General features: G+C 70.4%; 23 protein-coding genes and 1 pseudogene. 5 read left to right on the top strand and 19 right to left on the bottom strand.

What is annotated here, in order from left to right; genetic code table 11:
- Positions 1-325 precede the first annotated feature (325 nt).
- Both IG84_RS0127425 and IG84_RS0127420 read left to right on the top strand, forming a co-directional pair.
- Positions 326-1,237, top strand: a complete 912-nt coding sequence (locus IG84_RS0127425; RefSeq protein WP_031062593.1) for a 5'-3' exonuclease — start codon at positions 326-328, stop codon at positions 1,235-1,237.
- Positions 1,238-1,293: 56 nt separating this feature from the next.
- A complete protein-coding gene (locus IG84_RS0127420; RefSeq protein ID WP_031062592.1) occupies positions 1,294-2,157 on the top strand; it encodes a siderophore-interacting protein in 864 nt (287 codons plus the stop codon).
- A 72-nt stretch (positions 2,158-2,229) separates the two neighbouring features.
- Here the strand turns inward: IG84_RS0127420 and IG84_RS39055 are convergent, their stop codons facing one another.
- Positions 2,230-2,430, bottom strand: a complete 201-nt coding sequence (locus tag IG84_RS39055; protein WP_051862514.1) for a hypothetical protein — start codon at positions 2,428-2,430, stop codon at positions 2,230-2,232.
- Between the two features lie 143 nt (positions 2,431-2,573).
- On the opposite strand from IG84_RS39055, the pseudogene IG84_RS0127410 reads away from it, so the two are divergent.
- Positions 2,574-2,870: pseudogene (locus IG84_RS0127410) on the top strand (abscisic acid-deficient protein Aba4 family protein); the annotation flags it as partial.
- Positions 2,871-3,073: 203 nt separating this feature from the next.
- On the opposite strand, the gene IG84_RS0127405 reads toward IG84_RS0127410, so the two are convergent.
- The 11 genes from IG84_RS0127405 to IG84_RS0127355 all read right to left on the bottom strand — a co-directional run bounded on the left by IG84_RS0127405 (position 3,074) and on the right by IG84_RS0127355 (position 14,632).
- Positions 3,074-5,899, bottom strand: coding sequence for a DEAD/DEAH box helicase (locus tag IG84_RS0127405; RefSeq protein ID WP_031062585.1), 2,826 nt, complete (start codon positions 5,897-5,899; stop codon positions 3,074-3,076).
- Between the two features lie 92 nt (positions 5,900-5,991).
- Positions 5,992-6,963, bottom strand: a complete 972-nt coding sequence (tatC, locus tag IG84_RS0127400) for a twin-arginine translocase subunit TatC (protein WP_031062582.1) — start codon at positions 6,961-6,963, stop codon at positions 5,992-5,994.
- Between the two features lie 62 nt (positions 6,964-7,025).
- Positions 7,026-7,319 carry a Sec-independent protein translocase subunit TatA gene (gene tatA, locus IG84_RS0127395; protein WP_031062580.1) on the bottom strand — a complete coding sequence of 98 codons (294 nt, stop codon included), beginning with the start codon at positions 7,317-7,319 and terminating at the stop codon, positions 7,026-7,028.
- Positions 7,320-7,515: 196 nt separating this feature from the next.
- A complete protein-coding gene (locus IG84_RS0127390; RefSeq protein WP_030252005.1) occupies positions 7,516-7,734 on the bottom strand; it encodes a hypothetical protein in 219 nt (72 codons plus the stop codon).
- Positions 7,735-7,902: 168 nt separating this feature from the next.
- Positions 7,903-8,145 (bottom strand): hypothetical protein, encoded by a 243-nt coding sequence (locus IG84_RS0127385; RefSeq protein WP_030252008.1) that lies wholly within the window; start codon positions 8,143-8,145, stop codon positions 7,903-7,905.
- Positions 8,146-8,201: 56 nt separating this feature from the next.
- Positions 8,202-9,152 carry a helix-turn-helix transcriptional regulator gene (locus tag IG84_RS0127380; protein ID WP_031062578.1) on the bottom strand — a complete coding sequence of 317 codons (951 nt, stop codon included), beginning with the start codon at positions 9,150-9,152 and terminating at the stop codon, positions 8,202-8,204.
- Between the two features lie 16 nt (positions 9,153-9,168).
- Positions 9,169-10,167, bottom strand: a complete 999-nt coding sequence (locus IG84_RS0127375) for a helix-turn-helix transcriptional regulator (RefSeq protein WP_031062576.1) — start codon at positions 10,165-10,167, stop codon at positions 9,169-9,171.
- A gap of 228 nt (positions 10,168-10,395) precedes the next feature.
- Positions 10,396-10,770 carry an FKBP-type peptidyl-prolyl cis-trans isomerase gene (locus IG84_RS0127370; protein ID WP_031062574.1) on the bottom strand — a complete coding sequence of 125 codons (375 nt, stop codon included), beginning with the start codon at positions 10,768-10,770 and terminating at the stop codon, positions 10,396-10,398.
- Between the two features lie 99 nt (positions 10,771-10,869).
- Complete coding sequence (locus tag IG84_RS0127365; protein ID WP_031062572.1) at positions 10,870-11,850, bottom strand: FKBP-type peptidyl-prolyl cis-trans isomerase; 981 nt, start codon at positions 11,848-11,850, stop codon at positions 10,870-10,872.
- 151 nt (positions 11,851-12,001) lie between these two features.
- Positions 12,002-13,363: a Pup--protein ligase gene (pafA, locus tag IG84_RS0127360; RefSeq protein WP_030252024.1), complete on the bottom strand. Its 1,362-nt coding sequence runs from the start codon at positions 13,361-13,363 to the stop codon at positions 12,002-12,004.
- Between the two features lie 9 nt (positions 13,364-13,372).
- A complete protein-coding gene (locus IG84_RS0127355; RefSeq protein WP_031062569.1) occupies positions 13,373-14,632 on the bottom strand; it encodes an MFS transporter in 1,260 nt (419 codons plus the stop codon).
- A 308-nt stretch (positions 14,633-14,940) separates the two neighbouring features.
- Here IG84_RS0127355 and IG84_RS0127350 point away from each other — a divergent pair, with 308 nt between their 5' ends.
- On the top strand, positions 14,941-15,924 hold the full coding sequence (locus IG84_RS0127350; protein WP_037800941.1) for a LacI family DNA-binding transcriptional regulator: 984 nt from the start codon (positions 14,941-14,943) through the stop codon (positions 15,922-15,924).
- A 97-nt stretch (positions 15,925-16,021) separates the two neighbouring features.
- On the opposite strand, the gene prcA is transcribed toward IG84_RS0127350, so the two are convergent.
- The 5 genes from prcA to arc form a co-directional block, all read right to left on the bottom strand.
- On the bottom strand, positions 16,022-16,825 hold the full coding sequence (gene prcA, locus IG84_RS0127345; RefSeq protein WP_031062566.1) for a proteasome subunit alpha: 804 nt from the start codon (positions 16,823-16,825) through the stop codon (positions 16,022-16,024).
- An 87-nt stretch (positions 16,826-16,912) separates the two neighbouring features.
- Positions 16,913-17,758: a proteasome subunit beta gene (gene prcB, locus IG84_RS0127340; protein ID WP_031062563.1), complete on the bottom strand. Its 846-nt coding sequence runs from the start codon at positions 17,756-17,758 to the stop codon at positions 16,913-16,915.
- A gap of 290 nt (positions 17,759-18,048) precedes the next feature.
- Positions 18,049-18,267, bottom strand: a complete 219-nt coding sequence (locus tag IG84_RS0127335) for a ubiquitin-like protein Pup (protein ID WP_030616454.1) — start codon at positions 18,265-18,267, stop codon at positions 18,049-18,051.
- A gap of 215 nt (positions 18,268-18,482) precedes the next feature.
- Positions 18,483-19,994: a depupylase/deamidase Dop gene (gene dop, locus IG84_RS0127330; RefSeq protein WP_342668467.1), complete on the bottom strand. Its 1,512-nt coding sequence runs from the start codon at positions 19,992-19,994 to the stop codon at positions 18,483-18,485.
- A gap of 273 nt (positions 19,995-20,267) precedes the next feature.
- Positions 20,268-22,034 carry a proteasome ATPase gene (gene arc, locus IG84_RS0127325; RefSeq protein WP_031062560.1) on the bottom strand — a complete coding sequence of 589 codons (1,767 nt, stop codon included), beginning with the start codon at positions 22,032-22,034 and terminating at the stop codon, positions 20,268-20,270.
- Positions 22,035-22,286: 252 nt separating this feature from the next.
- Here arc and IG84_RS0127320 point away from each other — a divergent pair, with 252 nt between their 5' ends.
- Positions 22,287-22,580 carry a ferredoxin gene (locus IG84_RS0127320; RefSeq protein WP_030252045.1) on the top strand — a complete coding sequence of 98 codons (294 nt, stop codon included), beginning with the start codon at positions 22,287-22,289 and terminating at the stop codon, positions 22,578-22,580.
- A 157-nt stretch (positions 22,581-22,737) separates the two neighbouring features.
- On the opposite strand, the gene IG84_RS0127315 is transcribed toward IG84_RS0127320, so the two are convergent.
- Both IG84_RS0127315 and IG84_RS0127310 read right to left on the bottom strand, forming a co-directional pair.
- On the bottom strand, positions 22,738-23,346 hold the full coding sequence (locus IG84_RS0127315) for a hypothetical protein (RefSeq protein WP_037800934.1): 609 nt from the start codon (positions 23,344-23,346) through the stop codon (positions 22,738-22,740).
- A gap of 247 nt (positions 23,347-23,593) precedes the next feature.
- Positions 23,594-24,589 carry a tRNA (adenine-N1)-methyltransferase gene (locus tag IG84_RS0127310; RefSeq protein WP_169749903.1) on the bottom strand — a complete coding sequence of 332 codons (996 nt, stop codon included), beginning with the start codon at positions 24,587-24,589 and terminating at the stop codon, positions 23,594-23,596.
- Between the last annotated feature and the right edge of the window lie 98 nt (positions 24,590-24,687).

Genomic DNA, 24,687 nt, shown 5'->3' with positions numbered 1-24,687 from the left:
GCCGTGGAGCGGCACGGCTTCGGGCCGCCTGCGCCGGGAAAAGAAGAAGTTGAATTCCTTACCGGTTCCGCTCCGGGTCCGCGCCTGCCCCCCTTTATTCACGCCAAACACAACAGTGACTCGCCTCACAGACAGCACACGTTTGACGCGAGGTCACTCGCGACCCGTACACGGCGGCTCGCGACCCATTCGCGAGGGGGTGCGCGGAGTCCCGCGCGGGGCGGCGCGCGTCCGGCCTGGTCATGGCGCATGTCCGGCCTCGTCGTGGCGTGCGTCCGGCGTTGTCGGTGGCGTACGGCATCATCGGCGTGTGACTCGACGCCTGATGCTCCTCGACACCGCCTCGCTGTACTTCCGCGCGTACTTCGGCGTGCCGGACTCCGTCCGCGCCGCGGACGGCACGCCCGTCAACGCCGTCCGCGGCCTGCTGGACTTCATCGCCCGCCTCCTCCAGGACCACCACCCGGACGACCTCGTGGCCTGCATGGACGCCGACTGGCGCCCCCAGTGGCGGGTCGACCTCATTCCGACGTACAAGGCGCACCGCGTCGCCGAGGAGGCCCCCGAGGGCTCCCCCGCGCCGGACGTCGAGGAGGTCCCGGACACGCTCTCGCCCCAGGTCCCGGTGATCGAGGCGGTACTGGACGCGCTGGGCATCGCGCGCGTGGGCGCGGCGGGATACGAGGCGGACGACATCATCGGCACGCTCGCCACGCGCGCCGCGGGCCCGGTCGACATCGTCACCGGCGACCGCGATCTGTACCAGCTCGTCGACGACCGGCGCGGCGTCCGCGTGCTGTATCCGCTCAAGGGCGTCGGCACCCTCCAGCTCACCGACGAGGCGTGGCTCCGCGAGAAGTACGGCGTGGACGGCGCGGGCTATGCGGACCTGGCGCTGCTGCGCGGCGACCCCAGCGACGGTCTGCCGGGCGTGCCGGGCATCGGCGAGAAGACCGCGGCCAAGCTGCTGGCGACCTTCGGCGACCTGCCCGGGATCATGGCCGCCGTCGACGACCCGGCGGCGAAGCTCACGCCCACGCAGCGCAAGCGGCTGGCCGAGGCCCGCCCGTACCTCGAGGTCGCGCCCACGGTCGTCCGCGTCGCCACGGACGTCGCGCTGCCCTCCTTCGACCCTGCCGTGCCGAAGGAGCCGGCCGATCCCGCGACGCTGGAGGAGCTGGCCGGGCAGTGGGGTCTGGGCGGCTCGCTGCAGCGTGTCCTCAGCGTGCTCTCATGATGTGCTGTTAGGTTAGGTGTACCTAACTTATTCTGAGAGTGCCCAGGGGGCCCACCGTGGCAGCAGACCGTCCCGCCGAACGTCCCGCCCGCCGGAAGGCCGTCACCTACCGCGCCCGCGTGATCCACACCGAGCGCCTCAGTCCGCACATGATGCGGGTCGTTCTGGGCGGCGCGGGCCTGGCGGACTTCCCCGCTGGCGAGTACACCGACCACTACATCAAGCTGCTCTTCCCGGCGCCGGGCGTGACCTACCCGGAGCCGTTCGACATCGCGCAGATCCGTGCCGACTTCCCGCGCGACCAGTGGCCGCGCACCCGGACGTACACGGTGCGCGCCTGGGACCCGCAGACCCTGGAGCTGACGGTCGACTTCGTGATCCACGGCGATGAGGGCCTGGCCGGGCCGTGGGCGCAGCAGGCCGAGGCGGGCGAGGAGATCCGTTTCCTCGGCCCGGGCGGCGCATACGCCCCGGAGGCCGCGGCCGACTGGCATCTGCTCGCCGGGGACGAGAGCGCGCTGCCGGCCATCGCGGCATCGCTCGCCGGGATGCCGGAGGACGCCGTGGTGCGCGCCTTCATCGAGGTGCCGGACGCCCGCGAGGAGCAGAAGCTGCGGGCACCGGCGGGCGCGGAGGTCGTGTGGCTGCACCGCAACGGTGCGCCGGTCGGCGAGCGGCTGGTCGACGCGGTACGGGCGCTGGAGTGGCCCGCGGGCCGGGTCCAGGCGTTCGTGCACGGCGAGGCGGGCTTCGTGAAGGAGCTCCGCCGTCTGCTGCGCGTCGAGCGCGAGATCCCGCGCGCCGACCTCTCGATCTCCGGTTACTGGCGCCGCGGCCACGACGAGGACGGCTGGCAGGCGTCCAAGAAGGAGTGGAACGCGACGGTGGAGGCGGAGCAGGAGTCACCGGCCGCTTCCTGACCACGAGTTGACCGACGGACCGTCACGGCAGCTGCTGCCTGACGGCCCGTCGTCTTGGCGCCGACCGCGCCCTCAGCCGGCGGCCCCCTCGCCGTACACCCGGGCCGAGGCGTCCGCGTGTGCCATCCGCCGCATGGCCGAGAGCACCGCGTCCCCGATGACGGTGCCCACGACGACGCCCTCGACCAGCCGCTCCATGTCCGGCGCGCCACCGACGTACGCCAAATCCGCCGTCGCTATCCGCTCGCAGGCGTCGGCGTAGACGTCGAGCACCTCCTCGAACTTGCCGTGCCCCAGGCCCCGCAGCGTGGCCAGCGCACCGGCCAGCGCCTCACCCGCCGGACCCTCCGGCGCCGCCTTCCACTCCCGCCGCTCGACCAGCCCGGCGACGACCTCACGCGCCCCCCGCCAGCTCCTCCGTGTCCCGCCCCGAACTGGGCGGATTCCAGGACCTGATGGCCCTGGACGGCGGCGCGGCGGCGATCTGGGCGCAGGTCATCGCCTGGGATCTCTTCCTCGGCCAGTGGATGTACCGCGAGTCCCGCCGCTTGGCCATCCACCCACTCGTGATGTCCCCGCTGCTGGCCCTGACCGTACTGCTCTCCCCGATCGGGGTCCTCCTGTTCCTCGGCGTGCGGGCGATACGGAGCCGCACGCCGCAGGGCCGTACCGCGAGGAGCGCGGCAGCCGGTACAAGTCCGTCGGACGCCTGAGAACAACTCCAGCCAAAATCAAGCCCGTCCGGCGCTTGAGGACAACCCCAGCCGAAGCAAGCCCGTCCGGCGTTTGAGGACAAGCCCGCCCGGCGGCCGGGGGGCACCCCACAGGGACCACCCACCGGTCGCCGGGCGCCGACGGACCGGCAGCGGTCAGCCGGCGGACCGCTGCCGGAAACCCGCCGTCGAAAACGGCCCCGTCAGCCGACCGACGAGTACGCCACAACCCCTCGCAGCACCCCATCAACCGCCTTGCGCGCGGCCCGCGTCACCGTCGAGCCCTCAGGCGCCGCCGCCGCGATCTGCCCCAGTACATCGATGAGCTGCTTGCACCAGCGGACGAAGTCACCGGCCGGCATCTCCGCCTCGCGGAGCACCGCGTCGAGCCCCACGCCGGACGCCCACTGGTGCGCCGCCCACGCGAAGCCGAGGTCCGGCTCCCGCTGGCCGACGCCCTCGGCCTGGCTGATCCGGTGGTCCTCCTCCAGGGCATCGAGCCGCCCCCAGATCCGCACCATCTCGCCCAGCGCGGCCCGCGCCTTCCCCGAGGGCAGCTTCGGCGCGACCGCGTCGTCCGCCTGCCGCGCCTCGTACACCAGCGCCGACGCGCACGCGGCCAGCTCCTGCGGCGACAGGCCCTCCCAGACGCCCTCGCGCAGGCACTCGCTCGCCAGCAGGTCCAGCTCGCCGTACAGCCGCGCCAGCCGGCGGCCCTCGTCCGTGACCGTGTCGCCCTGCAGATAGTCCAGCTCGGTCAGCAGCGAGCAGATCCGGTCGAAGGTGCGCGCGATGGTGTTCGTACGGCCCTCGATACGGCGCTCGAGCTGACGCGTGTCCCGCCGCAGCCGGTGGTACCGCTCCGCCCAGCGCGCATGGTCCTCGCGCTCGTCGCAGCCGTGGCACGGATGCGCCCGGAGCGCGGTCCGCAGCCGCGAGATCTCCCGGTCGTCCGCGGCCGGGGACCGCTGCTTGCGGTGCCGCTCCGGCGGGATGTGCCCGGCCTTCGTACGCAGCGCGGACGCCAGATCGCGGCGCGACTGGGGGCTGCGCGCGTTGAAGGACTTCGGGATGCGCATCCGGTCCAGCGCCTGCACCGGCACCGGGAAGTCGATCGACGCCAGCCGCTTGACCTGCCGCTCCGCGGTGAGCACCAGCGGCCGCGGCCCGTCCTCGGCATGGAAGCCCCGATGGCCGTTGGTCCGCCCGGACGGCATCCCCGGGTCGAGCACCAGCGCCAGCCCCGCGAACTTTCCCGTCGGTACGTGGATCACATCGCCCGGCTTCAGCTTCTCCAGCGCCGCGGCGGCCGCCGCCCGGCGCTGCGCCGCGCCCTGCTTGGCCAGCTCCGTCTCGCGGTCCTTCAGGTCCCGGCGGAGCCGCGAGTACTCCTCGAAGTCCCCGAGGTGGCAGGTCATCGCCTCGCGATAGCCCTCCAGCCCCTCTTCGTTCTTCTGCACCTGGCGCGAGATCCCGACGACCGACTTGTCGGCCTGGAACTGCGCGAAGGACATCTCCAGCAGCTCGCGCGAGCGGTGCCGGCCGAACTGCGAGACCAGGTTGACCGCCATGTTGTACGACGGCTTGAAGGAGGAGCGGAGCGGGTACGTCCGGGTGCCCGCGAGGCCCGCGACCGCGGCCGGGTCCATGCCCCGCTGCCACAGCACCACCGCGTGGCCCTCGACGTCGATGCCACGCCGCCCGGCCCGGCCGGTGAGCTGCGTGTACTCGCCGGGGGTGATGTCCGCGTGCTGCTCGCCGTTCCATTTGACGAGCTTCTCCAGGACCACCGAGCGCGCCGGCATGTTGATGCCGAGAGCCAGGGTCTCGGTCGCGAAGACCGCCTTGACCAGGCCCTTCACGAACAGCTCCTCGACCACCTCCTTGAAGGTGGGCAGCATGCCGGCGTGGTGCGCCGCGATGCCGCGCTCCAGGCCCTCCAGCCACTCGTAGTAGCCGAGGACGTGCAGGTCCTCGTCGGGGATGCCGGCCGTGCGGGCCTCGACGATCTTGCGGACCTTCTCCCGCGCCGCCTGGTCGTTCAGCCGCAGGCCCGAGTACAGGCACTGCTGGACCGCCGACTCGCAGCCGGCCCGGCTGAAGATGAACGTGATCGCCGGGAGCAGGCCCTCATTGTCCAGCCGGTCGATCACCTCGGCGCGGCTGGGCGTCCAGATCCGGCTGCGCTGGCGCCGCTCGCGCTCGCGGTCCGCTTCCCGGAGGTTGTTGCGGCCGCGGCGCTTGTCGCGGCCGAAGGTGGGGCGGCTGTTCTCCATCCGGGCCAGCCGCACCAGGTCGGGGTTGACCTCACGCTTGCCCTGGCCGGGCTCGGCGCCGTCCCGCTCCTCGAAGAGGTCGTACATCCGGCGTCCCGCGAGCACGTGCTGCCACAGCGGCACGGGGCGGTGCTCGGAGACGATCACTTCGGTGTCGCCGCGGACGGTGTCCAGCCAGTCGCCGAACTCCTCGGCGTTGGAGACCGTGGCGGAGAGCGACACCAGCGTCACGGAGTCGGGGAGGTGAATGATCACCTCTTCCCAGACGGCGCCGCGGAAGCGGTCGGAGAGGTAGTGCACCTCGTCCATGACCACATAGCCCAGGCCGTTGAGCGCCTGGGAGCCGGCGTACAGCATGTTGCGCAGCACTTCGGTGGTCATCACGATCACCGGTGCGTCGCCGTTGACGCTGTTGTCGCCGGTCAGCAGGCCGACCTTCTCCGCGCCGTACCGCTTGACGAGGTCCTGGTACTTCTGGTTCGAGAGGGCCTTGATGGGGGTGGTGTAGAAACACTTGCGGCCCTGTCTCAGGGCCATGTGGACGGCGAACTCGCCGACAATCGTCTTACCGGATCCGGTCGGAGCGGCGACCAGCACACCCTTACCGGCTTCCAGGGCCTCGCACGCCTCGATCTGGAACGCGTCCAGACCGAAGTCGTACATCTCCTTGAAAGGGAAGAGTGCGGTGGCCTGCTCGGCCGCGCGCGATCGCGCGGCGGCATAGCGCTCAGCAGGGGACATGTCCTCGGTCATCGTGTCTACGAGCCTACCGGCCACCTCTGACAGTCACGCGATCTTTCACGACCCACGCCCCCTGCACCCCGCTCCCCGGGAGGTGGGAGCGGTTACGTGATGTCGTCCATGTCGTCCCGGCGGGACTCCAGGGCGCGGCCGGTGCCGGCCTGCTCCGGGAGGGCGCGCGGGGCCTCGACGGACTCGATGGCGCCGATGTCGTCGGGAGTGAGGTCCAGCTCGGAGGCTTCGTCGTCGGCGGGGCCCGCGGCGATGGCACGGGCCTTGCGGCCGTCGTTCACCAGGGAGATGCACACCGCGGCGAAGTAGAGGACCACGATGGGCGCGGCAAGCGCGATCATCGTCAGCGGGTCGGTGCTCGGCGTGGCGATCGCGGAGAAGACCGTGATGCCCATGACCATGGCGCGCCACCAGCTCAGCATCCGCTTGCCGGTGAGCACACCGCCGAAGTTCAGCAGGACCAGCAGCAGCGGCAGCTCGAAGGACAGGCCGAAGACGACGACCATCCTGGTCACCAGGTCGAGCAGCTTGTCCAGCGGCAGGAGGTTGTCGATGCCGATCGGCGTGAAGTCGATGAGGACCTTGGCGGTGGTCGGCAGCACCGCGTACGCGAAGTAACCGCCGACCATGAAGAGCGGGAAGCCGGCGCCCACGAAGCTGAGCGCGTACTTCTTCTCGTTGCGGTGCAGGCCGGGCGCGAGGAACGCCCAGAGCTGGTACAGCCAGACCGGCGCGGAGAGGATCAGGCCGGCCATCAGGGAGACCTTCAGCGCCAGGGTGAAGGGCCCCAGCAGGTCCATCATCACGATGCGGGCGCAGGTCTCACCGCCCTGCTTCCGCGCCAGCTCACCGAAGGACAGGTTGCAGCCCACCGACTGAAGCACCGGCTTGGTGATCAGGTTGATGATGTCGTTGTAGAAGAACGCCGAGATGACGCTCGCCACCACGATGGCCAGCACGGACTTCGCGAGCCGGTTGCGCAGCTCGCGCAGGTGCTCCGCGAGGGGCATCCGCCCTTCGGGGTCCCTGTCCTTCTTATCCTTCTTCGGGGCAGACTTGAGCAACCCACGTCCTCATCTCGTGCGGCGGGCAGCGGTACCGGGCCGCCGCCCCAGTCGGCCCTGGGTCAGCGCTTGGTCGTGCTGTCGGTCGGCTCGGCGACCGGGCGGGAGCTGTTCACATCACCGGGCGACGCCTGGATCGTCTTCGGGGTCTCGCCCTGCGCGTCGTTCGGCGGGTCGGACGGCGCGGACTGGGACTGCGAGCCCTCCGACTTCATCGCCTTGGCCTCGCTCTTCAGGATGCGCGCCGACTTGCCGAGGGAGCGGGCCATCTCGGGGAGCTTCTTGGCACCGAACAGGAGGATGACGACGACGAGGATGAGGATGATCTCGGGAGCGCCGATCTTTCCAGTGAACATAAGTGGTTACCTTCTCACCGAGGCGGCTGGGGTGGGGCTGCCCGACTGGTCGGACAAGCGTCCGTTTCGCCGTGCTGCCAGCGATCGTAACGCGCGGGGGTTAACCGACGGCAATCCCTGTGCATACTCCCGATTGCGGGCCGTGCCTCGCTCGTCGTCCCGCATCCAGCAGCGTACCGCCCCCGCGCGGCCGATTTCAGACCCTCTCGGCGCCGGGCCCGGCCATCGCACCGGCGTCCCCGGCCAGCGGCCCGGCGGCCCGCTCCAAGTCCTGTGCGGCGTACTGGATCCGGCGGGACGTCTCGTCCACCTGACGGGCCAGCCTGCGCACCTCCACGAAGACGCGGACGGCCAGGACACCGAGCACGGCGAGGCCGAGGAAGCCGAGGGCGATGGCGATCATGGGCCAGAGCATGGGGCGAGCCTACCGGCGCCTACGGGGCGAATCGAACGAACCCATGCCCCCACCGGGGGATTACCCAGCGGAGCCGCGCGGGAACCGGTATGCGACTGTCGCGCACCCCGTATGCGCCCGACGCGCACCCTCTATGCGGCCGACGCACACCCCGCGTGCGGCCCACGCTCACCCCGTATGCAGCCGCAGCGTCCGCACTCCCCCGCCGGTCAGGAGCTCCACTATCCGTTCGCCGGCCGGCTTGCGGACGGCGGAGCCGCAGTCGGGGCAGGTGAAGGAGTAGAAGGTGGTACGGCGGCTGCCGCCGATCGCCAGCCGCAGCGCGTCCGAGGCCAGCTCGAAGCGGCCCCGGCAGTCCGGGCAGGCCGCCTTGAAGATCACGGGCGCGGCCGGCGTGGTCACGGTCGTCATCGCACTCACAGCTCCCTGCGGTTCCTCGACTGTCCCTGCCTGCTCCGGGCCGCCGCTCAGCCGCCGTACGCGGCGAGCGCACGCGCCGCCGCGTCCCGCGCACTGTCCGCCAGCTCCTGCGGCGCGACGATCCGCCCGTCCCGGCCCAGCCGCAGCGCCAGGCGCCGCAGCGAGGCGGGCTCCGGGGTGCGCAGCGTGATGCGCAGGCCCCCCTCGGGCAGCTCCTCGGCGGTGTCGTGCGGGTAGTACTCCGCGACCCAGCGGCCGCCGGGCCCCACCTCGATCACGACCTCCGGGTCCTCGGCGGCCGGCTGCACCAGCCCCTCGGACAGGTCCCGCAGCTCGATCGGCGGCGGGTCGGAGGGCGCGTCCAGCAGCTTGATCTCGGCCACCCGGTCCAGCCGGAAGGTGCGGCGCGCCTCGGAGAGCCGGCACCACGCCTCGACATAGGTGTGGCCGACGGCGAAGAGGCGGATGGGGTCCACCTCGCGCTCGGTCAGCTCGTCGCGGGCCGGTGAGTAGTACTTCAGCCACAGGCGGCGGCGCTCGGCGATGGCCCGGTCCACGTCGGCGAAGACGCCGCCCTCGGACTCGAAGGTGACGGACAGCCGGGAGCTGGCGCCCGCCGCCTCGCCCGCCGCGGCCTCCAGCTTGGCGGTGGCGCGCAGCAGCGCCTGCCGGTCGCCCTCGCGCAGGCCCGGCAGGGTCGACACCGCGCGCGCCGCGACCAGCAGCGCGGTGGCCTCGTCGGCGGCCAGCCGCAGCGGCTCGGCGACGTCGTCGGGGTTGTGCCACCAGATGCGGTCGCCGTCGGTGTCGATGTCCAGCAGGTCGCCGCCGCGGAAGCTCGTACCGCACATGGGCAGCACGTCGAGGTCCGCGATCAGCTCGTCCTCGGTGATACCGAAGGCCCGGGCCACGTCGCTGACGCGGGCGCCGGGGCGCTCGCGCAGATACGTCACCAGGGACAGCATCCGGCGGGTTTGGTCGATGGCGTTGATCGCCATGTCTGGTCGCTTCCCCTCAGCCCTTGGCCACGGCACGCAGCCGGTCCACCACGTCGGCCCGCAGCTCGGCCGGTTCCAGTACGACCACGTCCGGGCCGAGCTCCACGAGCCAGGCGTCCAGGCCGTGCCCGTACGGGATCTCCAGCTCGTCCCAGCCCCCGCCCGCCTCGCGCACGGACAGCGCGCGGGCGCGCAGCGGGTAGCCGTGGTCGGCGCGCAGCTTGATGCGGGCGGTGCCGGTGGCGGTCTCGCCCGCCCAGCTCTCCACCGTCTCCCGTACGGTCACGTGGTCGGGCACCTCGGCGGTGAACTTCCCCGCGCGGGAGCGGACCTTGCCGGTGATGCGGGAGATGCGGAAGACCCGCTCGGCCTGCCGGTCGCGGTCCCAGCCCGCGAGGTACCAGTGGCCGCGCCAGCATTCGAGGATCCAGGGCTCGACCTGGCGCTGCTCGGGCCGGGCGGCGTTGGCCTTGCGGTAGTCGAAGACGACGGGGCGGCGGTCCCGGCACGCCAGCATCAGCGGCTCGAACGCCGCCTCGTGGGCGGGGATGCGCGGTTCCAGGGCGCTGTGCGGCTGGGCGGGGTCGTACGGGCCCTCGTCCTCCGCCGCCAGCGGCATCCCGGCGGCGCGCAGCTTCTGGAGCGCGCCGCTGGCCGCGCCCGCGAGCCGGGCCTGCTGCCAGATCTTCGCGGCCAGGCCGAGCGCGGCGGCCTCCTCGGCGTCCAGGGTGATCGGCGGGAGCCGGTTGGAGTCGCGGCGGGCGAGGTAGCCGGTGTCCCCCTCCAGGCCCTCGACGGTCTCGATGACCATGCCGAGCTCACGCAGGTCGTCCTTGTCGCGCTCGAACATGCGGTTGAACGCGTCGTCGCCCGCGCCCGCCGGACCGTCCCCCGGGCCGAACGCCTCGACGTACGCCTCGATGGATCCGCGCAACTCCCGCTTGGTGAGCGGGCGCCGGGTCCCCAGCAGGCACAGCGCCAGGTTCATCAGCCGCTCCGCCTTGGCAATGGCCATCGACGCCCTTCTCTCTGTGGTCTCGACCGATGACCGTACCGCTACCGGGAGCCGCTTCAAAAGCCGAGGGCCCATACCCCCGAGGGGGCATGGGCCCATAAGGCTCGCGCCACGCGCCGTGCCGGCGCCGCACAAGGACGTAACCGGCGTCCGGACACGGTGTCCGCGTGGGCGAAGATCAGCGCCGGACCGGTATCCGGTCGCGGGCGCTCCGTCTCCGGCCGGTTCTCAGACCGAGACCAGGTCGCAGACGAAGATCAGCGTCTCGCCCGGCGCGATGCGGCCGCCACCGGCGCCGCGGTCGCCGTACGCCAGGTGCGCGGGGATGGTCAGCCGGCGGCGGCCGCCGACCTTCATGCCCTGCACGCCCTGGTCCCAGCCGGCGATGACCTGGCCGGCGCCGAGCTGGAACTGCAGCGGCTTGCCGCGGTTCCAGCTCGCGTCGAACTCTTCACCACTGCTGAAGGAGACGCCGACGTAGTGGACGGAGACGGTGTCCCCCGCCTTGGCGACCGGCCCGTCACCCTCCCACAGGTCCACGATCTCCAGATCGGCGGGCGCGGGGCCCTCCGGGAAGTCGATCTCGGGCTTGTCGATGCTCACGTATGTGCTCCTACGAACGAATCGTTCTACAACGCGGGACAGTCTCGCAGATGGCCGGGCCGTGATCATCGCGGCGGGCGGCGTACGGCCCCGGTGCCCTCAGAACGTGTCGAGGATGTCCACCGAGAAGACCAACGTGTGGTTGGCCAGCTCGCCGCCCTGCGGGCTCGTACCGTACCCGTCCTTGGGCGGTACGATGATCTCGACACGGTCGCCGACGTTCTTGCCGACCAGCGCCTTGTCCCAGCCCTTGACGACGGCGTTGGTGCCGATCTGGAAGGCGGTCGCGCCGCCGTGCTTCCAGGAGGAGTCGAACATCTTGCCGTCCTCCCACTTCACGCCCGTGTACTGCGCGATCAGCCCCTGACCGGCCTTCACCTTCGGGCCGTCGCCCTTGATGAGCACCTGGCTCTTGGTCTCCTTGGGGGCCTTCTCGCCCTTGGGGACGGTGATCTCCGCGGGCTTCCGGCTCGGCGACTTCACCTCCGGCATACCGGCCTCCGGCGCCGCCTGCTCGCCCTTCGCCTCGCCGTTCTTGTCGGCCTTCTTGGCGGCGACCACGTCGACGACCCACACCAGGCCGTCGCTGGGCTTCACGCCCGCCTGCGGGTTGAGCTGGTCACCGATGATCGCCTTGGCGGTGCCCTCGATCTCGAAGCGGGAGCCGACCTTCTTGCCCGTCACCGCCTCCATCACCTTCGTGGGGAGCTGCGGGGTGGCCGTCCCGGCCGTGCCGACGGCCTGCATGCGCGGCGCCTTGGCGCTCGCACCCGGCTGCTTGGCCCAGCTGCTGCCCAGCGACTGGCCCTTCGTCATCTGGCCCACGAAGTCCAGCCGGACGAAGTCGCCCTTCTTCACGGCCGCGCCCTTGCCCTCGGAGAGGGTCTTCACGACCGGCGTGTCCGACGGCTTGGCCTTCTTGTCGACCTTGATCTTGGGCTGCTCGCCGGCCTTTCCTTCCACCGACGCGACGCCCGCGCCGGAGCCCTCGTCGTCGGACCCGCACGCGGCGGTGAACAGCAGGACGGGCACGGCGATCGCCGCGGCCGCGGCACGGCGGGTGTTCTTCGTGAGCTTCATCAGTCCAACTCGGGCTAGAGGGGTGGGTGGGCAATGCCCGCCACTCTACGACCTGACCCCCACCGCAATTCCAGAGACAACACGGCAGAGACAACACGGCGGTGTGCCCCGGCACAAAGGCCGTTGACACACCGCCGCGCCGCGAAACGGGTCACATTCCCGCGATGAGCTTCTCCACCCGGTCGTCCACCGACCGGAACGGGTCCTTGCACAGCACCGTGCGCTGCGCCTGGTCATTGAGCTTGAGATGCACCCAGTCGACCGTGAAGTCCCTGCGCTGTTCCTGTGCCCGGCGGATGAAATCGCCGCGCAGTCTGGCCCGTGTCGTCTGCGGCGGCACGGACTTGCCTTCGAAGATCTTCAGATCGTTGCACACCCGGGCCGCCTGGCCCTTTTTCTCCAGGAGGTAGTACAGCCCCCGGCGGCGGTGGATGTCGTGGTACGCGAGGTCTATCTGCGCGACCCGCGGATGCGACATCGTGATGTTGTTCTTGGCACGGTAACGGTCGATCAGCTGGTACTTCATCACCCAGTCGATCTCCGTCGCGACCCGGTCCAGGTCCTCCTCCCGGATCGCGTCCAGCGTGCGGCCCCACAGCTCCAGGACGCGCTCGACGGTGCCCGTGCGGATGCCGCGGCGGTCGCAGAAGTCCACCGCCTTCTCGTAGTACTCCTGCTGGACTTCGAGGGCCGACGCCTCCCGGCCGCTCGCCAGCCGCACCTTGCGCTGACCGGTGATGTCGTGGCTGACCTCGCGGATCGCCCGGATCGGGTTCTCCAGCGTCAGGTCACGCATCACCGTGCCCGCCTCGATCATGCGCAGGACGAGGTCGGTGGCGCCGACCTTCAGCAGCATGGTCGTCTCGGACATGTTGGAGTCACCCACGATGACGTGTAGCCGGCGGTACCGCTCGGCGTCGGCGTGCGGCTCGTCACGGGTGTTGATGATCGGCCGGGAGCGGGTCGTCGCCGAGGAGACCCCTTCCCAGATGTGTTCGGCGCGCTGACTGACGCAGTACACCGCGCCGCGCGGCGTCTGCAGCACCTTTCCTGCGCCGCACAGCAGCTGACGGGTCACCAGGAACGGAATGAGGATGTCCGCGAGCCTGGAGAACTCCCCGTGCCGCGCCACGAGGTAGTTCTCGTGGCACCCGTAGGAGTTTCCCGCCGAATCGGTGTTGTTCTTGAAGAGATAGACGTCTCCGGCGATTCCCTCCTCGTGCAGGCGGCGTTCGGCGTCGACGAGCAGCCCCTCGAGAATGCGCTCGCCGGCCTTGTCGTGAGTGACCAGCTCGGTCACGTTGTCGCACTCGGGAGTTGCGTATTCCGGGTGCGATCCCACGTCCAAGTACAGGCGGGCACCGTTCCGCAGGAAGACATTGCTGCTGCGGCCCCATGACACGACACGGCGGAAGAGGTACCGCGCCACTTCGTCAGGAGACAGGCGGCGCTGTCCCCTGAACGTACACGTGACGCCGTACTCGTTCTCCAGCCCGAAAATGCGGCGGTCCATGACTGAACATTACGCCTGATGGCCTGCTCTGAAACCGGGTTCGACGGTACCGTTTCGATCATTTTCCGCCTGGACGGCGCTCACCGTGCGCATCCCGGACGGCAGCAGAAAACGCCGCGCCGCGACCATCACCGCCAGCGCGGCGAGACCACCGCCGCCCGCGACCGCGAAACCCGCCGCCGCGCCGCCCAGCTCCACCGCCGGGCCCACCACTGACGTACCCACCGCGGCCCCCACTCCGAACGTCGTGACCAGCCACGAGAACGCCTCCGTCACCGTCCCGCGCGGCGCGTGCCGGTCCACCACGATGAACGCGCACGCCAGCGCGGGCGCCAGGAACACCCCCGCGAGCCCCGTCAGCGCCGTCATCCCCGCCACCCCCGGGACCAGCGCCAACGGCAGGTACCCGAGCGCCAGCAGCCCGATCAGCACCCGCAGCCGGCCCTCCGGCGCCCCCGGCCACTCCCGCGCCCCGTACACCACACCGCCGATCAGCGCCCCCGCGCCCAGTGCCGACAGCAGATAGCTGGAAACCATCTGTCCACCGTGCGTGTCGGCGTACGCCACCGCCGCCACCGCGATCGAACCCAGCGCGAGCCCCACGAAGAAGAACGACCCGATCAGCACGAGCATCCCGCGGGAGCGCAGCGCCCCCAGCCAGTGCGCCTCACGCGGCGCGCTGCGCCACTGCCGGGACGGCGGCGAGACCACCACCGACAGCGCGCCCAGCACCCCGAGTACGTTGATGACCAGCAGCGCCACCCGCTCCGACCACACCGCGACGCTCAGCGTCACCAGCAACGGGCCGACCGCGAACATCACTTCCTGCGCCACCGCGTCCAGCGCGTACGCCGCGTGCACCCGCTCCGGGCGCTTCAGCACCCCCGGCCACAGGGCCCGCAGCCCGCCCTCCAGGGGCGGCGTGAAGAGCCCGGCGACCACCATGGCCGCGTACGCCGGCCACAGCGGGTCGATGCCCGCGACAGCCAGCAGAACCATCCCCAGCGCCGACAGGACGGCCGAGGGCAGCATGACGCGCGGCTGACCCCACAGGTCCACCGCGCGGCCCAGCAGCGGCTGCCCTACGGCGTTGCAGAGGCCGTACACGGCCGAGAGCGCACCCGCCAGGGCGTAGCTGCCGCCCTCGGCGCGAGTGAAGAGGACGACCGCCAGCGCCGCCGTGGCGTTCGGCAGCCGTCCGACCAAGGTGCCGGTCAGCAGCCGCGCCGCGTGGCGCGTCCTGAGCAGCTCCGCGTATCCCGCGGCCATACCCGCCCCTCTCCGCCGGCCGTCCGGGCCGGGAGCCGTTCAGCGTACGTCTTAGTGTTACGTATAACGTGACCCGTCATACGTACCATGGCCGCTGACCGCGGGTCCACCGCGGCACCGCACAGCACGCCGCACGGAACCGCACCAGCACGTCGCACGAAGGGGCAGCCACACCAGTGACCGAAGAGGGGGCGGCGCGAGCCGGGACACCGGGGGCGGAAGCCCGTACGACCGGCAGCACAGGCGCGGCGACACGGCCGGCCACGGCGCCCGCCGGAACCGACACCGCGCGCGTCACCAGCAAGGACGTGGCACGCGCCGCCGGCGTCTCGCAGGCGGCCGTCTCCCTCGTACTCGGCGACAAATGGCGCGGCCGCGTGTCCCTGGCCAAGGCCGACGCCGTACGCGCCGCGGCGCGGGAGCTCGGCTACCGCCCCAACCTCGCGGCCCGCAGCCTCCGCCTCGGCCGCACCCGCACGGCTCTCCTCGTCGTGCCGGCGCTCACCACCGAATTCTTCGCCCGCGTCTACACCGGCGCCGCCCGCATCGCCGCCGACAGCGGCTTCGGCCTTGTCCTGTACCCCTCCCCCGAGGGCATCGGCCCGGCCCGCGACCCCTTCGACTCCGCCCGCGCCACCCTGGACGGCGTCATCGCCTCCTCCATGGCCACCGACGCGCTCACCGCCCTCTACGGCGAGGGCCTGCCCCTGGTCATGCTCGACAACGACCCCGAGGACACCCCGGCCGCCGCGACCGTCAACCTCGACATCGCCGACGGCGCCCGGCAGACCGCCCGCCACCTGCTCGGCCTCGGCCACCGCCGGCTCACCCACCTCGCCGCCGCCGTCGACTCCTGGACCTTCCACCTGCGCGCGAACGCCCTCGCCGACGCCGTACGGGCCGTACCGGACGCGGCGCTCCGTACCGAAGCCGCGCCGCTCACCGTGGACGCCGGGCTGCACGCCGCACACGCGGCCCTGACCGCCCCCGGCCCCCGCCCCACCGCCCTGGTCTGCGACGACGACATCCTCGCCGCCGGCGCCTGCAAGGCCGCCCGGCGGCTCGGCCTGCGCGTCCCCGAGGACGTCTCCGTCACCGGCTTCGACGATCTCGCCCTGGCCACCGCCGTCGAACCGGAGCTGACCACCGTACGGCTGCCGGCCGAGGAGTTCGGCGCGGCCGGCATGCGCGCCCTGATCGACGTCCTGGCCGGCCGCCCGCCCGCCGCGCCCACCACGCTCCCGGTCGAACTGATCACCCGCGGGTCAACGGCCGCCCCGCCGCGCCCCTGAAAACCGTCCTGGAACGCCGCGCGCCCCGGTGGGAGATGACCCACCGGGGCGGCGCGAGACGGACGGAAGCGGGCACGCTCCCGGCACGGGGACCGGACTACTCCTCCGAGCCCTCCGAGCGCTCGGAGCCGGTCTCCTCACCGGACGTGCCGGACTCCGGCTCCTCGGCGGAACCGGCCTCGGTGGCCCCCGCCGACGAACCCTCCGACGCCAGCAGCCGGGAGAGCTGACTGCTCAGCACCCGCTTGAACTTCCGCTGCTGCGGCCGCTTGCGGTCCAGGACCGCGACCTCGAGCTGCTCGGGGGTCAGCGTGCGCTCCCCGCCGTTGTTGTCCCGCGACAGCGACTCCACGGCGAGCTTCAGCGCCTCGCCCAGCGACATGCCGTCCCGGTGGTGCTGATCGAGGTAAGTGCTGATCTGATCGGCATTGCCGCCGACCGCGACCGAGCCGTGCTCGTCCACGATCGAACCGTCATGCGGCAGTCGATAGATCTGATCGTCCTCGGCGGTATTGCCCACCTCCGCGACCAGCAGCTCCACCTCGTACGGCTTCTCGGCCGCACTGGAGAAGATCGCACCGAGCGTCTGGGCATAGGTGTTCGCCAGCCCGCGCGCGGTCACGTCCTCACGGTCGTAGGTGTACCCCCGCAGATCGGCGTAGCGCACGCCACCGATCCGGAGGTTCTCGAACTCGTTGTATTTACCGACCGCCGCGAAGGCGATCCGGTCATAAATCTCACTGACCTTGTGCAGTGCACGGGAAGGATTCTCGGCGACGAAAACGACGCCGTCGGCATACTGCAGAGCAACAACACTGCGTCCGCGCGCGATGCCCTTGCGGGCGTACTCGGCGCGGTCCGCCATGGCCTGCTGGGGTGAGACATAGAACGGCGTCGACACCGGCTATCCGTCCCTTTCTGTCAATGGCTCTCTCACTGGCGAAAGCACCTCCGGATCATCCGTCATCCGCAAGTCCGCTGCCGCCCGTCAGAGCAGCGCCGCCCGCGGACCGTCCGGCTGCTCCAGGCGCCGCTCGTGCACCGCACGGGCGATCTCGGAGACCTCGTCACTGGTGAGCCTCTTGAAGCCCTCATCGGTGATCACCGTGACGATCGGGTAGATCCGCCGGCCCAGGTCCGGGCCGCCGGTCGCCGAGTCGTCGTCCGCGGCGTCGTACAGCGCCTGCACGACCGCGGTCGCCGCCTCGTTCTCGGAGAAGTCGTCCCGGAACAGCTTCTTGAGCGCGCTCCGGGCGAACACCGAACCGGATCCGGTCGCGGCGTACCCCGTCTCCTCCGACCGCCCGCCGGTCACGTCGTAGGAGAAGATGCGGCCCTTCCCCCGGTCGACGTCGAACCCCGCGAACAGCGGCACCACGGCCAGGCCCTGCATGGCCATGCCGAGGTTGCTGCGGATCATCGTCGAGAGGCGGTTCGCCTTGCCCTCCAGGGAAAGCTGCGCGCCCTCGACCTTTTCGAAGTGCTCCAGCTCGAGCTGGAAGAGCTTCACCATCTCCACGGCGAGCCCCGCCGTGCCGGCAATCCCGACCGCGCTGTACTCGTCCGCCGGGAAGACCTTCTCGATGTCCCGCTGCGCGATGACGTTGCCCATCGTCGCCCGGCGGTCACCGGCGAGCACGACGCCACCGGGGAAGGTCGCCGCCACGATCGTCGTGCCGTGCGGCGCCTCGATCGCCCCCTGCACGGGCGGCAGCGGCCGGTTCCCCGGAAGCAGCTCCGGAGAGTGCTCGCTGAGAAAGTCCATGAACGAGGAGGACCCAGGCGTCAGGAAGGCAGCTGGTAGACGCCCGGTGCTTCGAGTATTGGCTTCCACACGTTTCCTTCCGGATACTCGGCCGCCCGCCCAAGACGTGCGGCCGATCCTTGACTTGGCCCAGCGCTGCGCTGCAGCTGAAGCACGTTACGCCCCGGACCTTACCCATACCGTTTACATGATCCACATACGGTGTGCGCCGCCGGGCACCGGCTCGGTACCGCCGCGGCCACCCCAGTCGCGTGTCCAGCGCTCGCCGCCCCGCGGAATGGCTCCGCGGGCGGCATGCGGCGAGGCGCATCGCCGGGCGCACCCGACTTTCGTCGGGGCGCGCCCTGGCGGAATGCGCGTTACTCTCCGCCCTTTTGAACGAAGCTTCGAACGAAATCCTCGGCGTTCTCTTCGAGGACATCGTCGATTTCGTCCAGGACGGAGTCCACGTCGTCCGACAGCTTTTCCTGGCGTTCCTTGAGGTCCTCGGACGCTTCCGCGTCCTGGGTCTGCTCCTCGACCTCTTCGGTGGTACGCGAAGCCTTCTGCTGCCCGCCGCCGGTGTCCTTGGTCGCCATATCCCTCACCCCGCTCGGTTCGCCCCGCTCGATGTGACTGTCAAGATCAGACCCTACAAGCTGGGTCCGACATCGGCCTTGCACTTTCCCTCAACGTCCGGGACTCACCTCGATGATTCCCGCCGGGCGGACTTTTCAGCCGCCCGGCGGGCCCCGGATCGGTCACGATCGGACCGCGATCAGGCCGTGAGCGGCCTGTACGCGTCTTTACCTCCTCAGCCGCCGCTGAGGACCCGGACCAGGTCCTCCGCCGTGCGGCAGCGGTCCAGAAGCTCCTTGACGTGGTTGCGGGTGCCGCGCAGCGGCTCCAGCGTGGGCACGCGCTGGAGCGAGTCGCGGCCCGGCAGATCGAAGATCACGGAGTCCCAGGACGCCGCGGCGACGTCGTCCGCGTACTGCTCCAGGCAGCGGCCCCGGAAGTAGGCCCTGGTGTCCTCCGGGGGCTTGATCTCCGCCCTCTCGACGTCCGCCTCGGTCACGAGGCGCTTCATCTTGCCGCGCTCCGCCAGTCGGTTGTACAGGCCCTTGTCGGGCCGTACGTCGGCGTACTGGAGGTCGACCAGGTGCAGCCGGGCAGCGTCCCAGTCGAGGTTGTCGCGGCGCCGGTAGCCCTCCATGAGCTCCCGCTTGGCGACCCAGTCCAGCGTGCCGGACAGGCTCATCGGGTCGTTCTCCAGCCGGCCCAGCACGTCCTCCCACCGGGTGAGGACGTCCTTGGTCTGCTCGTCCGCGTCGGCCCCGAAGCGCTCCTCGACGTACTTGCGCGCCAGCTCGTAGTACTCCATCTGGAGCTGCACGGCGGTGAGTGTCCGGCCGCTGCGGAGCGTGATCAGGTGCTGCAGGGAGGGGTCGTGCGAGACCTGGTGGAGGGTGCGTACGGGCTGGTCGACGGCGAGGTCGACGTTGATGAAGCCGTCCTCGATCATGGAAAGGACCAGCGCCGTCGTGCCCAGTTTCAGGTACGTGGAGATCTCGGAGAGGTTCGCGTCGCCGATGATCACGTGGAGGCGGCGGTACTTCTCGGCGTCCGCGTGCGGCTCGTCGCGGGTGTTGATGATGGGCCGCTTGAGCGTCGTCTCCAGCCCCACCTCCACCTCGAAGTAGTCGGCGCGCTGGCTGAGCTGGAAGCCGTGCTCGTGGCCGTCCTGGCCGATGCCGACGCGTCCGGCACCGGTGACGACCTGCCGGGAGACGAAGAACGGGGTCAGGTGGCGCACGATGTCCGAGAAGGGGGTCTCCCGCTTCATCAGGTAGTTCTCGTGCGTGCCGTAGGACGCGCCCTTGTTGTCGGTGTTGTTCTTGTACAGGTGGATCGGCTGGGCGCCGGGGACCTGGGCGGCCTTCTCGGCGGCCTCGGCCATGATGCGCTCGCCGGCCTTGTCCCAGAGGACGGCGTCGCGCGGATTGGTGACCTCGGGGGCGCTGTACTCGGGGTGCGCGTGGTCGACGTAGAGCCGCGCGCCGTTGGTGAGGATGACGTTGGCCAGACCGATGTCCTCGTCCGTGAGCTGGCTGGCGTCGGCGTTCTCACGTGCGAGGTCGAAGCCGCGGGCGTCCCGCAGCGGGTTCTCCTCCTCGAAGTCCCAGCGGGCGCGGCGCGCCCGGTGCATCGCCGCCGCGTAGGCGTTGACGACTTGGGACGAGGTGAGCATGGCATTGGCGTTCGGGTGGCCGGGGACGGAGATGCCGTACTCCGTCTCGATGCCCATTACTCGCCGTACGGTCATGCGGCCCTCCTTGCCCGGCGGCGCCCCCTGCTGGGGTCGGCGCTCAAGTACCGCTGCGCTTCCGGTCCGTATGCGGTCCCCGCTTCCGCACTGTGTGGTGCGGTGGTACCGAAGAGCCTAGAACGCCGATGCGGCGCTGGGGAGATCATTACAGTCATTGCTCCAGTCCGGTTTTCCCTGTTCCGCCGGGGGATCTCCAGGGTGCGTCCCGGCCCCTGGAAAGCGTCCGGCTGCGGACGCCCCGCCTGGGACATCCGCAGCCGGTGAGCGGTGTTACAGGTACTGTCCGGTGTTCGCCACCGTGTCGATGGAGCGACCGGTGTCCGCGCCTTGCTTGCCGGTGACCAGGGTGCGGATGTAGACGATCCGCTCGCCCTTCTTGCCGGAGATCCGGGCCCAGTCGTCCGGGTTGGTCGTGTTGGGCAGGTCCTCGTTCTCCTTGAACTCGTCCACGCATGCCTGGAGCAGGTGGGCGACCCGGAGACCCTTCTGGTTCTGTTCGAGGAATGCCTTGATGGCCATCTTCTTGGCGCGTCCGACGATGTTCTCGATCATGGCGCCGGAGTTGAAGTCCTTGAAGTACAGGACTTCCTTGTCACCGTTGGCGTAGGTGACCTCCAGGAAGCGGTTCTCCTCCGATTCCGCGTACATCTGCTCGACGACCGACTGGATCATGCCGCTGACCGCGGCCTTCTTCGAGCCGCCGTGCTCGGCGAGGTCGTCGGAGTGCAGCGGAAGCCGCTCGGTGAGGTACTTCGAGAAGATGTCCTTGGCCGCTTCGGCGTCCGGACGCTCGATCTTGATCTTGACGTCGAGCCGGCCGGGCCGCAGGATCGCCGGGTCGATCATGTCCTCGCGGTTCGAGGCACCGATGACGATCACATTTTCCAGGCCCTCCACACCGTCGATCTCGGAGAGCAGCTGCGGGACGATGGTGTTCTCCACGTCCGAGCTGACCCCGGAGCCACGGGTGCGGAAGAGGGAGTCCATCTCGTCGAAGAAGACGATGACGGGCGTGCCCTCGCTTGCCTTCTCCCTTGCCCGCTGGAAGACCAGGCGGATGTGCCGCTCGGTCTCGCCGACGTACTTGTTGAGGAGCTCGGGGCCCTTGATGTTGAGGAAGAAGCTCTTCCCCGCGGGCTTGCCGGTCACCTCGGCGACCTTCTTGGCGAGGGAGTTGGCGACCGCCTTGGCGATGAGCGTCTTGCCGCAGCCGGGAGGGCCGTAGAGCAAGACACCCTTCGGCGGGCGCAGTTCGTGCTCCTTGAACAGATCGGGGTAGAGATACGGGAGCTCGACGGCGTCCCGGATCAGCTCGATCTGGCCGCCCAGACCGCCGATCTTGGTGTAGTCGATGTCCGGTACCTCTTCGAGGACCAGCTCTTCGACCTCGCTCTTGGGAATGACTTCATAGACGTAGCCGGAGCGGGGCTCGAGGAGCAGGGCGTCGCCGGGGCGGATGGTGATGTCCAGCAGCGGCTCGGCGAGCCTCACCACCCGTTCCTCGTCGGTGTGCCCGATGACCAGGGCGCGCTCGCCGTCCTCCAGGATTTCCTTGAGGGTGACGATGTCCCCGGCGCTCTCGAACTCCATGGCCTCGACCACGTTGAGCGCTTCGTTGAGCATGACCTCCTGGCCACGCCTGAGCTCTTCGAGCTCGACGCTCGGACTGACATTGACCCGGAGCTTTCGGCCTCCGGTGAAAATGTCGCAGGTGCCGTCCTCATTCGCCTGCAGGAAGACACCGAAGCCGGCCGGCGGCTGAGCGAGCCGGTCGACCTCCTCCTTGAGCGCGACGATCTGGTCGCGGGCCTCACGGAGAGTGTTGGCGAGTCGCTCGTTCTGAGCCGATACGCCGGCCAGGTTGGTCTGCAGCTCGACGATCCGCTCTTCGAGAATCCTCGTGTGACGCGGAGAGTCGGCGAGCTTGCGTCGCAGGACGGCGATCTCCTGCTCGAGATAGGCAACCTGGCCGGCAGGGTCTTCAGACCCCCGCCCCGGCCGGATGCCGCGGTTGATGTCGTCGTCGTGGGCTGCCACGGTCCTCACCTCCTCCAAGGGGAGCTGGACGCTTCCTGACCCTACCTGGGCCGGTGCAGGTTGAAACCCCTAGATCGAAAAGACTGTCGGGGTGTGTCCGATCTTCACCCTTGCGCACGTCCTCACCCTGGGGTGATACCCACCCGACAACATCGGAAAGCGACCGGTTGTATCGTCGACACGGTCAACACCCGTCAGTGCTGGCACTACTTAGACAACATCGGTTAAACGTACGCAGGAACGGCAGGCGAGATGAGCGCCCAGGAAGAAGCCACCGAGCTCGAGGTCTGGATCGACCAGGACCTCTGCACCGGGGACGGCATCTGCGCGCAGTACGCGCCGGAGGTCTTCGAGCTCGACATCGACGGGCTGGCGTACGTGAAGAGCGCCGACGACGAGCTGCTGCAGGACAAGGGCGCCACCACGCCGGTGCCGTTGCCGCTGCTCAACGACGTGCGGGACTCCGCGAAGGAGTGCCCCGGCGACTGCATTCACGTGCGCCGCGTGTCGGACAAGGCCGAGGTGTACGGGCCGGACGCGGAGTAACCGGACGCCGGGCAACCGCACGCCGGCCGGACGCGGAGTAACCGGACGAGCGGCCCGGCGACGGAGAGCAACGGAGCGCGTCCGGCCGGAAACCGACGGTCGGACGCGCGGTGATGTTGCCGTCGGACAGTGATGCCGCGGTTACACGCTGGCGCGGTCAGACTCCCCGGGCGGCCGGAAGCCCGTCCTCCGCGGCGGGAAGTTCGCTCTGGACGAACTTGCCGTTCTCCCATCGCCACTTGGCGCCCTTGTGGACATCGGGGCAGCAGCGCGGCACATCGGTGCTGGAGTATCCCGAGAGCGTGGCGCTCAGCGCGCTGCCGGTCAGGGTGAGGTCCTGCACACTCAGCTTGTCGGCGGGGTCGACGAGGGTGGCCACGACGCGCGGCGCGGCACCTTTCACGGACGGCGCGGCGAGGACGTACACACCGCTGGGCGGGGTGCCCATCTCGGCGTGGCAGCGGACCACGGCGACGGTCTCGGGAGCGCCGTCGCCGTCGAGGTCACCGGAGAGCCTGTCGGCCACATCGACCTTGCTCGGTCCGCAGTCGAGCGGGTAATGCGCGGCGCCGGCGTCCGGCGCGGTGGCCGCGGGGGCGGGGCGGCCGGCGGTCGAGGTCGCGGCGGAGGCGGTGGAGACCGCGGCGCCGGCGGGCTGGACGAAGGAGGCCAGGGCCACTACACCCGCGACAGCGGTCGCGGTGGCGAGCCACTGCATGAAGGTCGTGCCGGTGTGCGGAAGGTCCGGGCCTGCCAAGGACTGCACGCGGAATAACTCCTGGGAAGAGCTGTGGCGGTGGGGGTTGCCCGGCATCGTTCCACACGACGCCCCGTCACGGAACCAACAAGTCCGGACCAAGAAGAAAACTTGAAGAACTCGGCCCTTGCCCTGGGAACGCGGGGCCCACGCCGGTAGTTCCCCCATGTCCGGAAACGGGCGGCGCCGCCGGGGTTCCCGTGCGGGAACTCACCGGCGGCGCCGTGCGGTTCGGATCGGTACTGCTGCGAGCGCGTCAGCTCTCGGCGGCGTCCTGGCCGGCCTGCTCCCGCTGCTCGCGTTCCTTCTTCTCGCGCAGCTTCTGGGCCGGGGTCTTGTGCACCTGCTGCTCCTCGGCGGGCGCGGACTGGCCACCGGGGCCGGTGTAGTCCTCGCCGTACGCGCCCTTGGCGGGCCGGCGGCGGCGCAGCGGCGGCTCCACGCCGTCCGCGAGGCGGCGGGCGGTGAGCAGGAAGCCGGTGTGGCCGATCATGCGGTGGTCGGGGCGGACGGCCAGGCCCTCGACGTGCCAGGTGCGGACCATGGTCTCCCAGGCCGACGGCTCGTTGAAGGTGCCGTGGTCGCGGATGGCCTCGACGGTGCGGGCGAGCTGCGTCGTCGTCGCGACGTACGCGCACAGGATGCCGCCGGGGACGAGCGCCTTGGAGACGGCGTCCAGGCACTCCCAAGGGGCGAGCATGTCCAGGATGACGCGGTCGACGTCGGCGTCGGAGAGATTGTCCTGGAGGTCACCGACGGTGAGCGTCCAGGCGGGGTGCGGGCCCCCGAAGTACCGCTCGACGTTCTGGGTGGCGATCTCGGCGAAGTCGGCGCGCCGCTCGTAGCTGTGCAGCATGCCCTGGTCGCCAATGGCGCGCAGCAGGAAGCTGCTGAGCGACCCGGATCCCACTCCCGCCTCGACGACGCGGGCGCCGGGGAAGATGTCGGCCATCGCCAGGATCTGCCCCGCGTCCTTGGGGTAGACCACGGCGGCACCGCGGGGCATGGACAGGACGTAGTCGGGGAGCAGGGGGCGCAGCGCGAGGTAGGCGACGTTCCCGGTGGTACGGACAACACTGCCCTCGGGAGCGCCGATCAGCTCGTCGTGGGGGAAGGCTCCCTTGTGGGTGTGGAAGCTCTTCCCCGCTTCGAGCGTGAACGTGTAGTGGCGACCCTTGGGATCGGTGAGCTGGACCTGGTCCCCGACCTTGAAGGGCCCGCGACGGCGGGCGGCACCGGTCGGTTCGGACATGTGACCAGCCTACCGGGCGTGCGGAGCACTCCGTACCAGGGCGGGTCGGGGGGCGGCGGGAGCCGTACGGGAGCGGGTGCCTCCGCCGCCGTCAGCAG

The sequence above is a fragment of the Streptomyces ochraceiscleroticus genome (assembly GCF_000720485.1).
GTDB lineage: Bacteria > Actinomycetota > Actinomycetes > Streptomycetales > Streptomycetaceae > Streptomyces > Streptomyces ochraceiscleroticus.
The sequence above is the reverse complement of the archived record's forward strand: the minus strand, read 5'-3'. Positions and strand labels throughout refer to the sequence as shown.

What these genes read in the sequence shown, in the direction of transcription:
- IG84_RS0127425 (WP_031062593.1), top strand. Translation starts at nt 326, where the DNA reads ATGCTCCTCGACACCGCCTCGCTGTACTTCCGCGCGTACTTCGGCGTG.
- IG84_RS0127405 (WP_031062585.1), bottom strand. Translation starts at nt 5,899, where the DNA reads ATGACCGAGGACATGTCCCCTGCTGAGCGCTATGCCGCCGCGCGATCG.
- tatA (WP_031062580.1), bottom strand. Translation starts at nt 7,319, where the DNA reads ATGTTCACTGGAAAGATCGGCGCTCCCGAGATCATCCTCATCCTCGTC.
- IG84_RS0127390 (WP_030252005.1), bottom strand. Translation starts at nt 7,734, where the DNA reads ATGCTCTGGCCCATGATCGCCATCGCCCTCGGCTTCCTCGGCCTCGCC.
- IG84_RS0127385 (WP_030252008.1), bottom strand. Translation starts at nt 8,145, where the DNA reads ATGACGACCGTGACCACGCCGGCCGCGCCCGTGATCTTCAAGGCGGCC.
- IG84_RS0127380 (WP_031062578.1), bottom strand. Translation starts at nt 9,152, where the DNA reads ATGGCGATCAACGCCATCGACCAAACCCGCCGGATGCTGTCCCTGGTG.
- IG84_RS0127375 (WP_031062576.1), bottom strand. Translation starts at nt 10,167, where the DNA reads ATGGCCATTGCCAAGGCGGAGCGGCTGATGAACCTGGCGCTGTGCCTG.
- IG84_RS0127365 (WP_031062572.1), bottom strand. Translation starts at nt 11,850, where the DNA reads ATGAAGCTCACGAAGAACACCCGCCGTGCCGCGGCCGCGGCGATCGCC.
- pafA (WP_030252024.1), bottom strand. Translation starts at nt 13,363, where the DNA reads ATGGACCGCCGCATTTTCGGGCTGGAGAACGAGTACGGCGTCACGTGT.
- IG84_RS0127355 (WP_031062569.1), bottom strand. Translation starts at nt 14,632, where the DNA reads ATGGCCGCGGGATACGCGGAGCTGCTCAGGACGCGCCACGCGGCGCGG.
- IG84_RS0127335 (WP_030616454.1), bottom strand. Translation starts at nt 18,267, where the DNA reads ATGGCGACCAAGGACACCGGCGGCGGGCAGCAGAAGGCTTCGCGTACC.
- dop (WP_342668467.1), bottom strand. Translation starts at nt 19,994, where the DNA reads ATGACCGTACGGCGAGTAATGGGCATCGAGACGGAGTACGGCATCTCC.
- IG84_RS0127320 (WP_030252045.1), top strand. Translation starts at nt 22,287, where the DNA reads ATGAGCGCCCAGGAAGAAGCCACCGAGCTCGAGGTCTGGATCGACCAG.
- IG84_RS0127310 (WP_169749903.1), bottom strand. Translation starts at nt 24,589, where the DNA reads ATGTCCGAACCGACCGGTGCCGCCCGCCGTCGCGGGCCCTTCAAGGTC.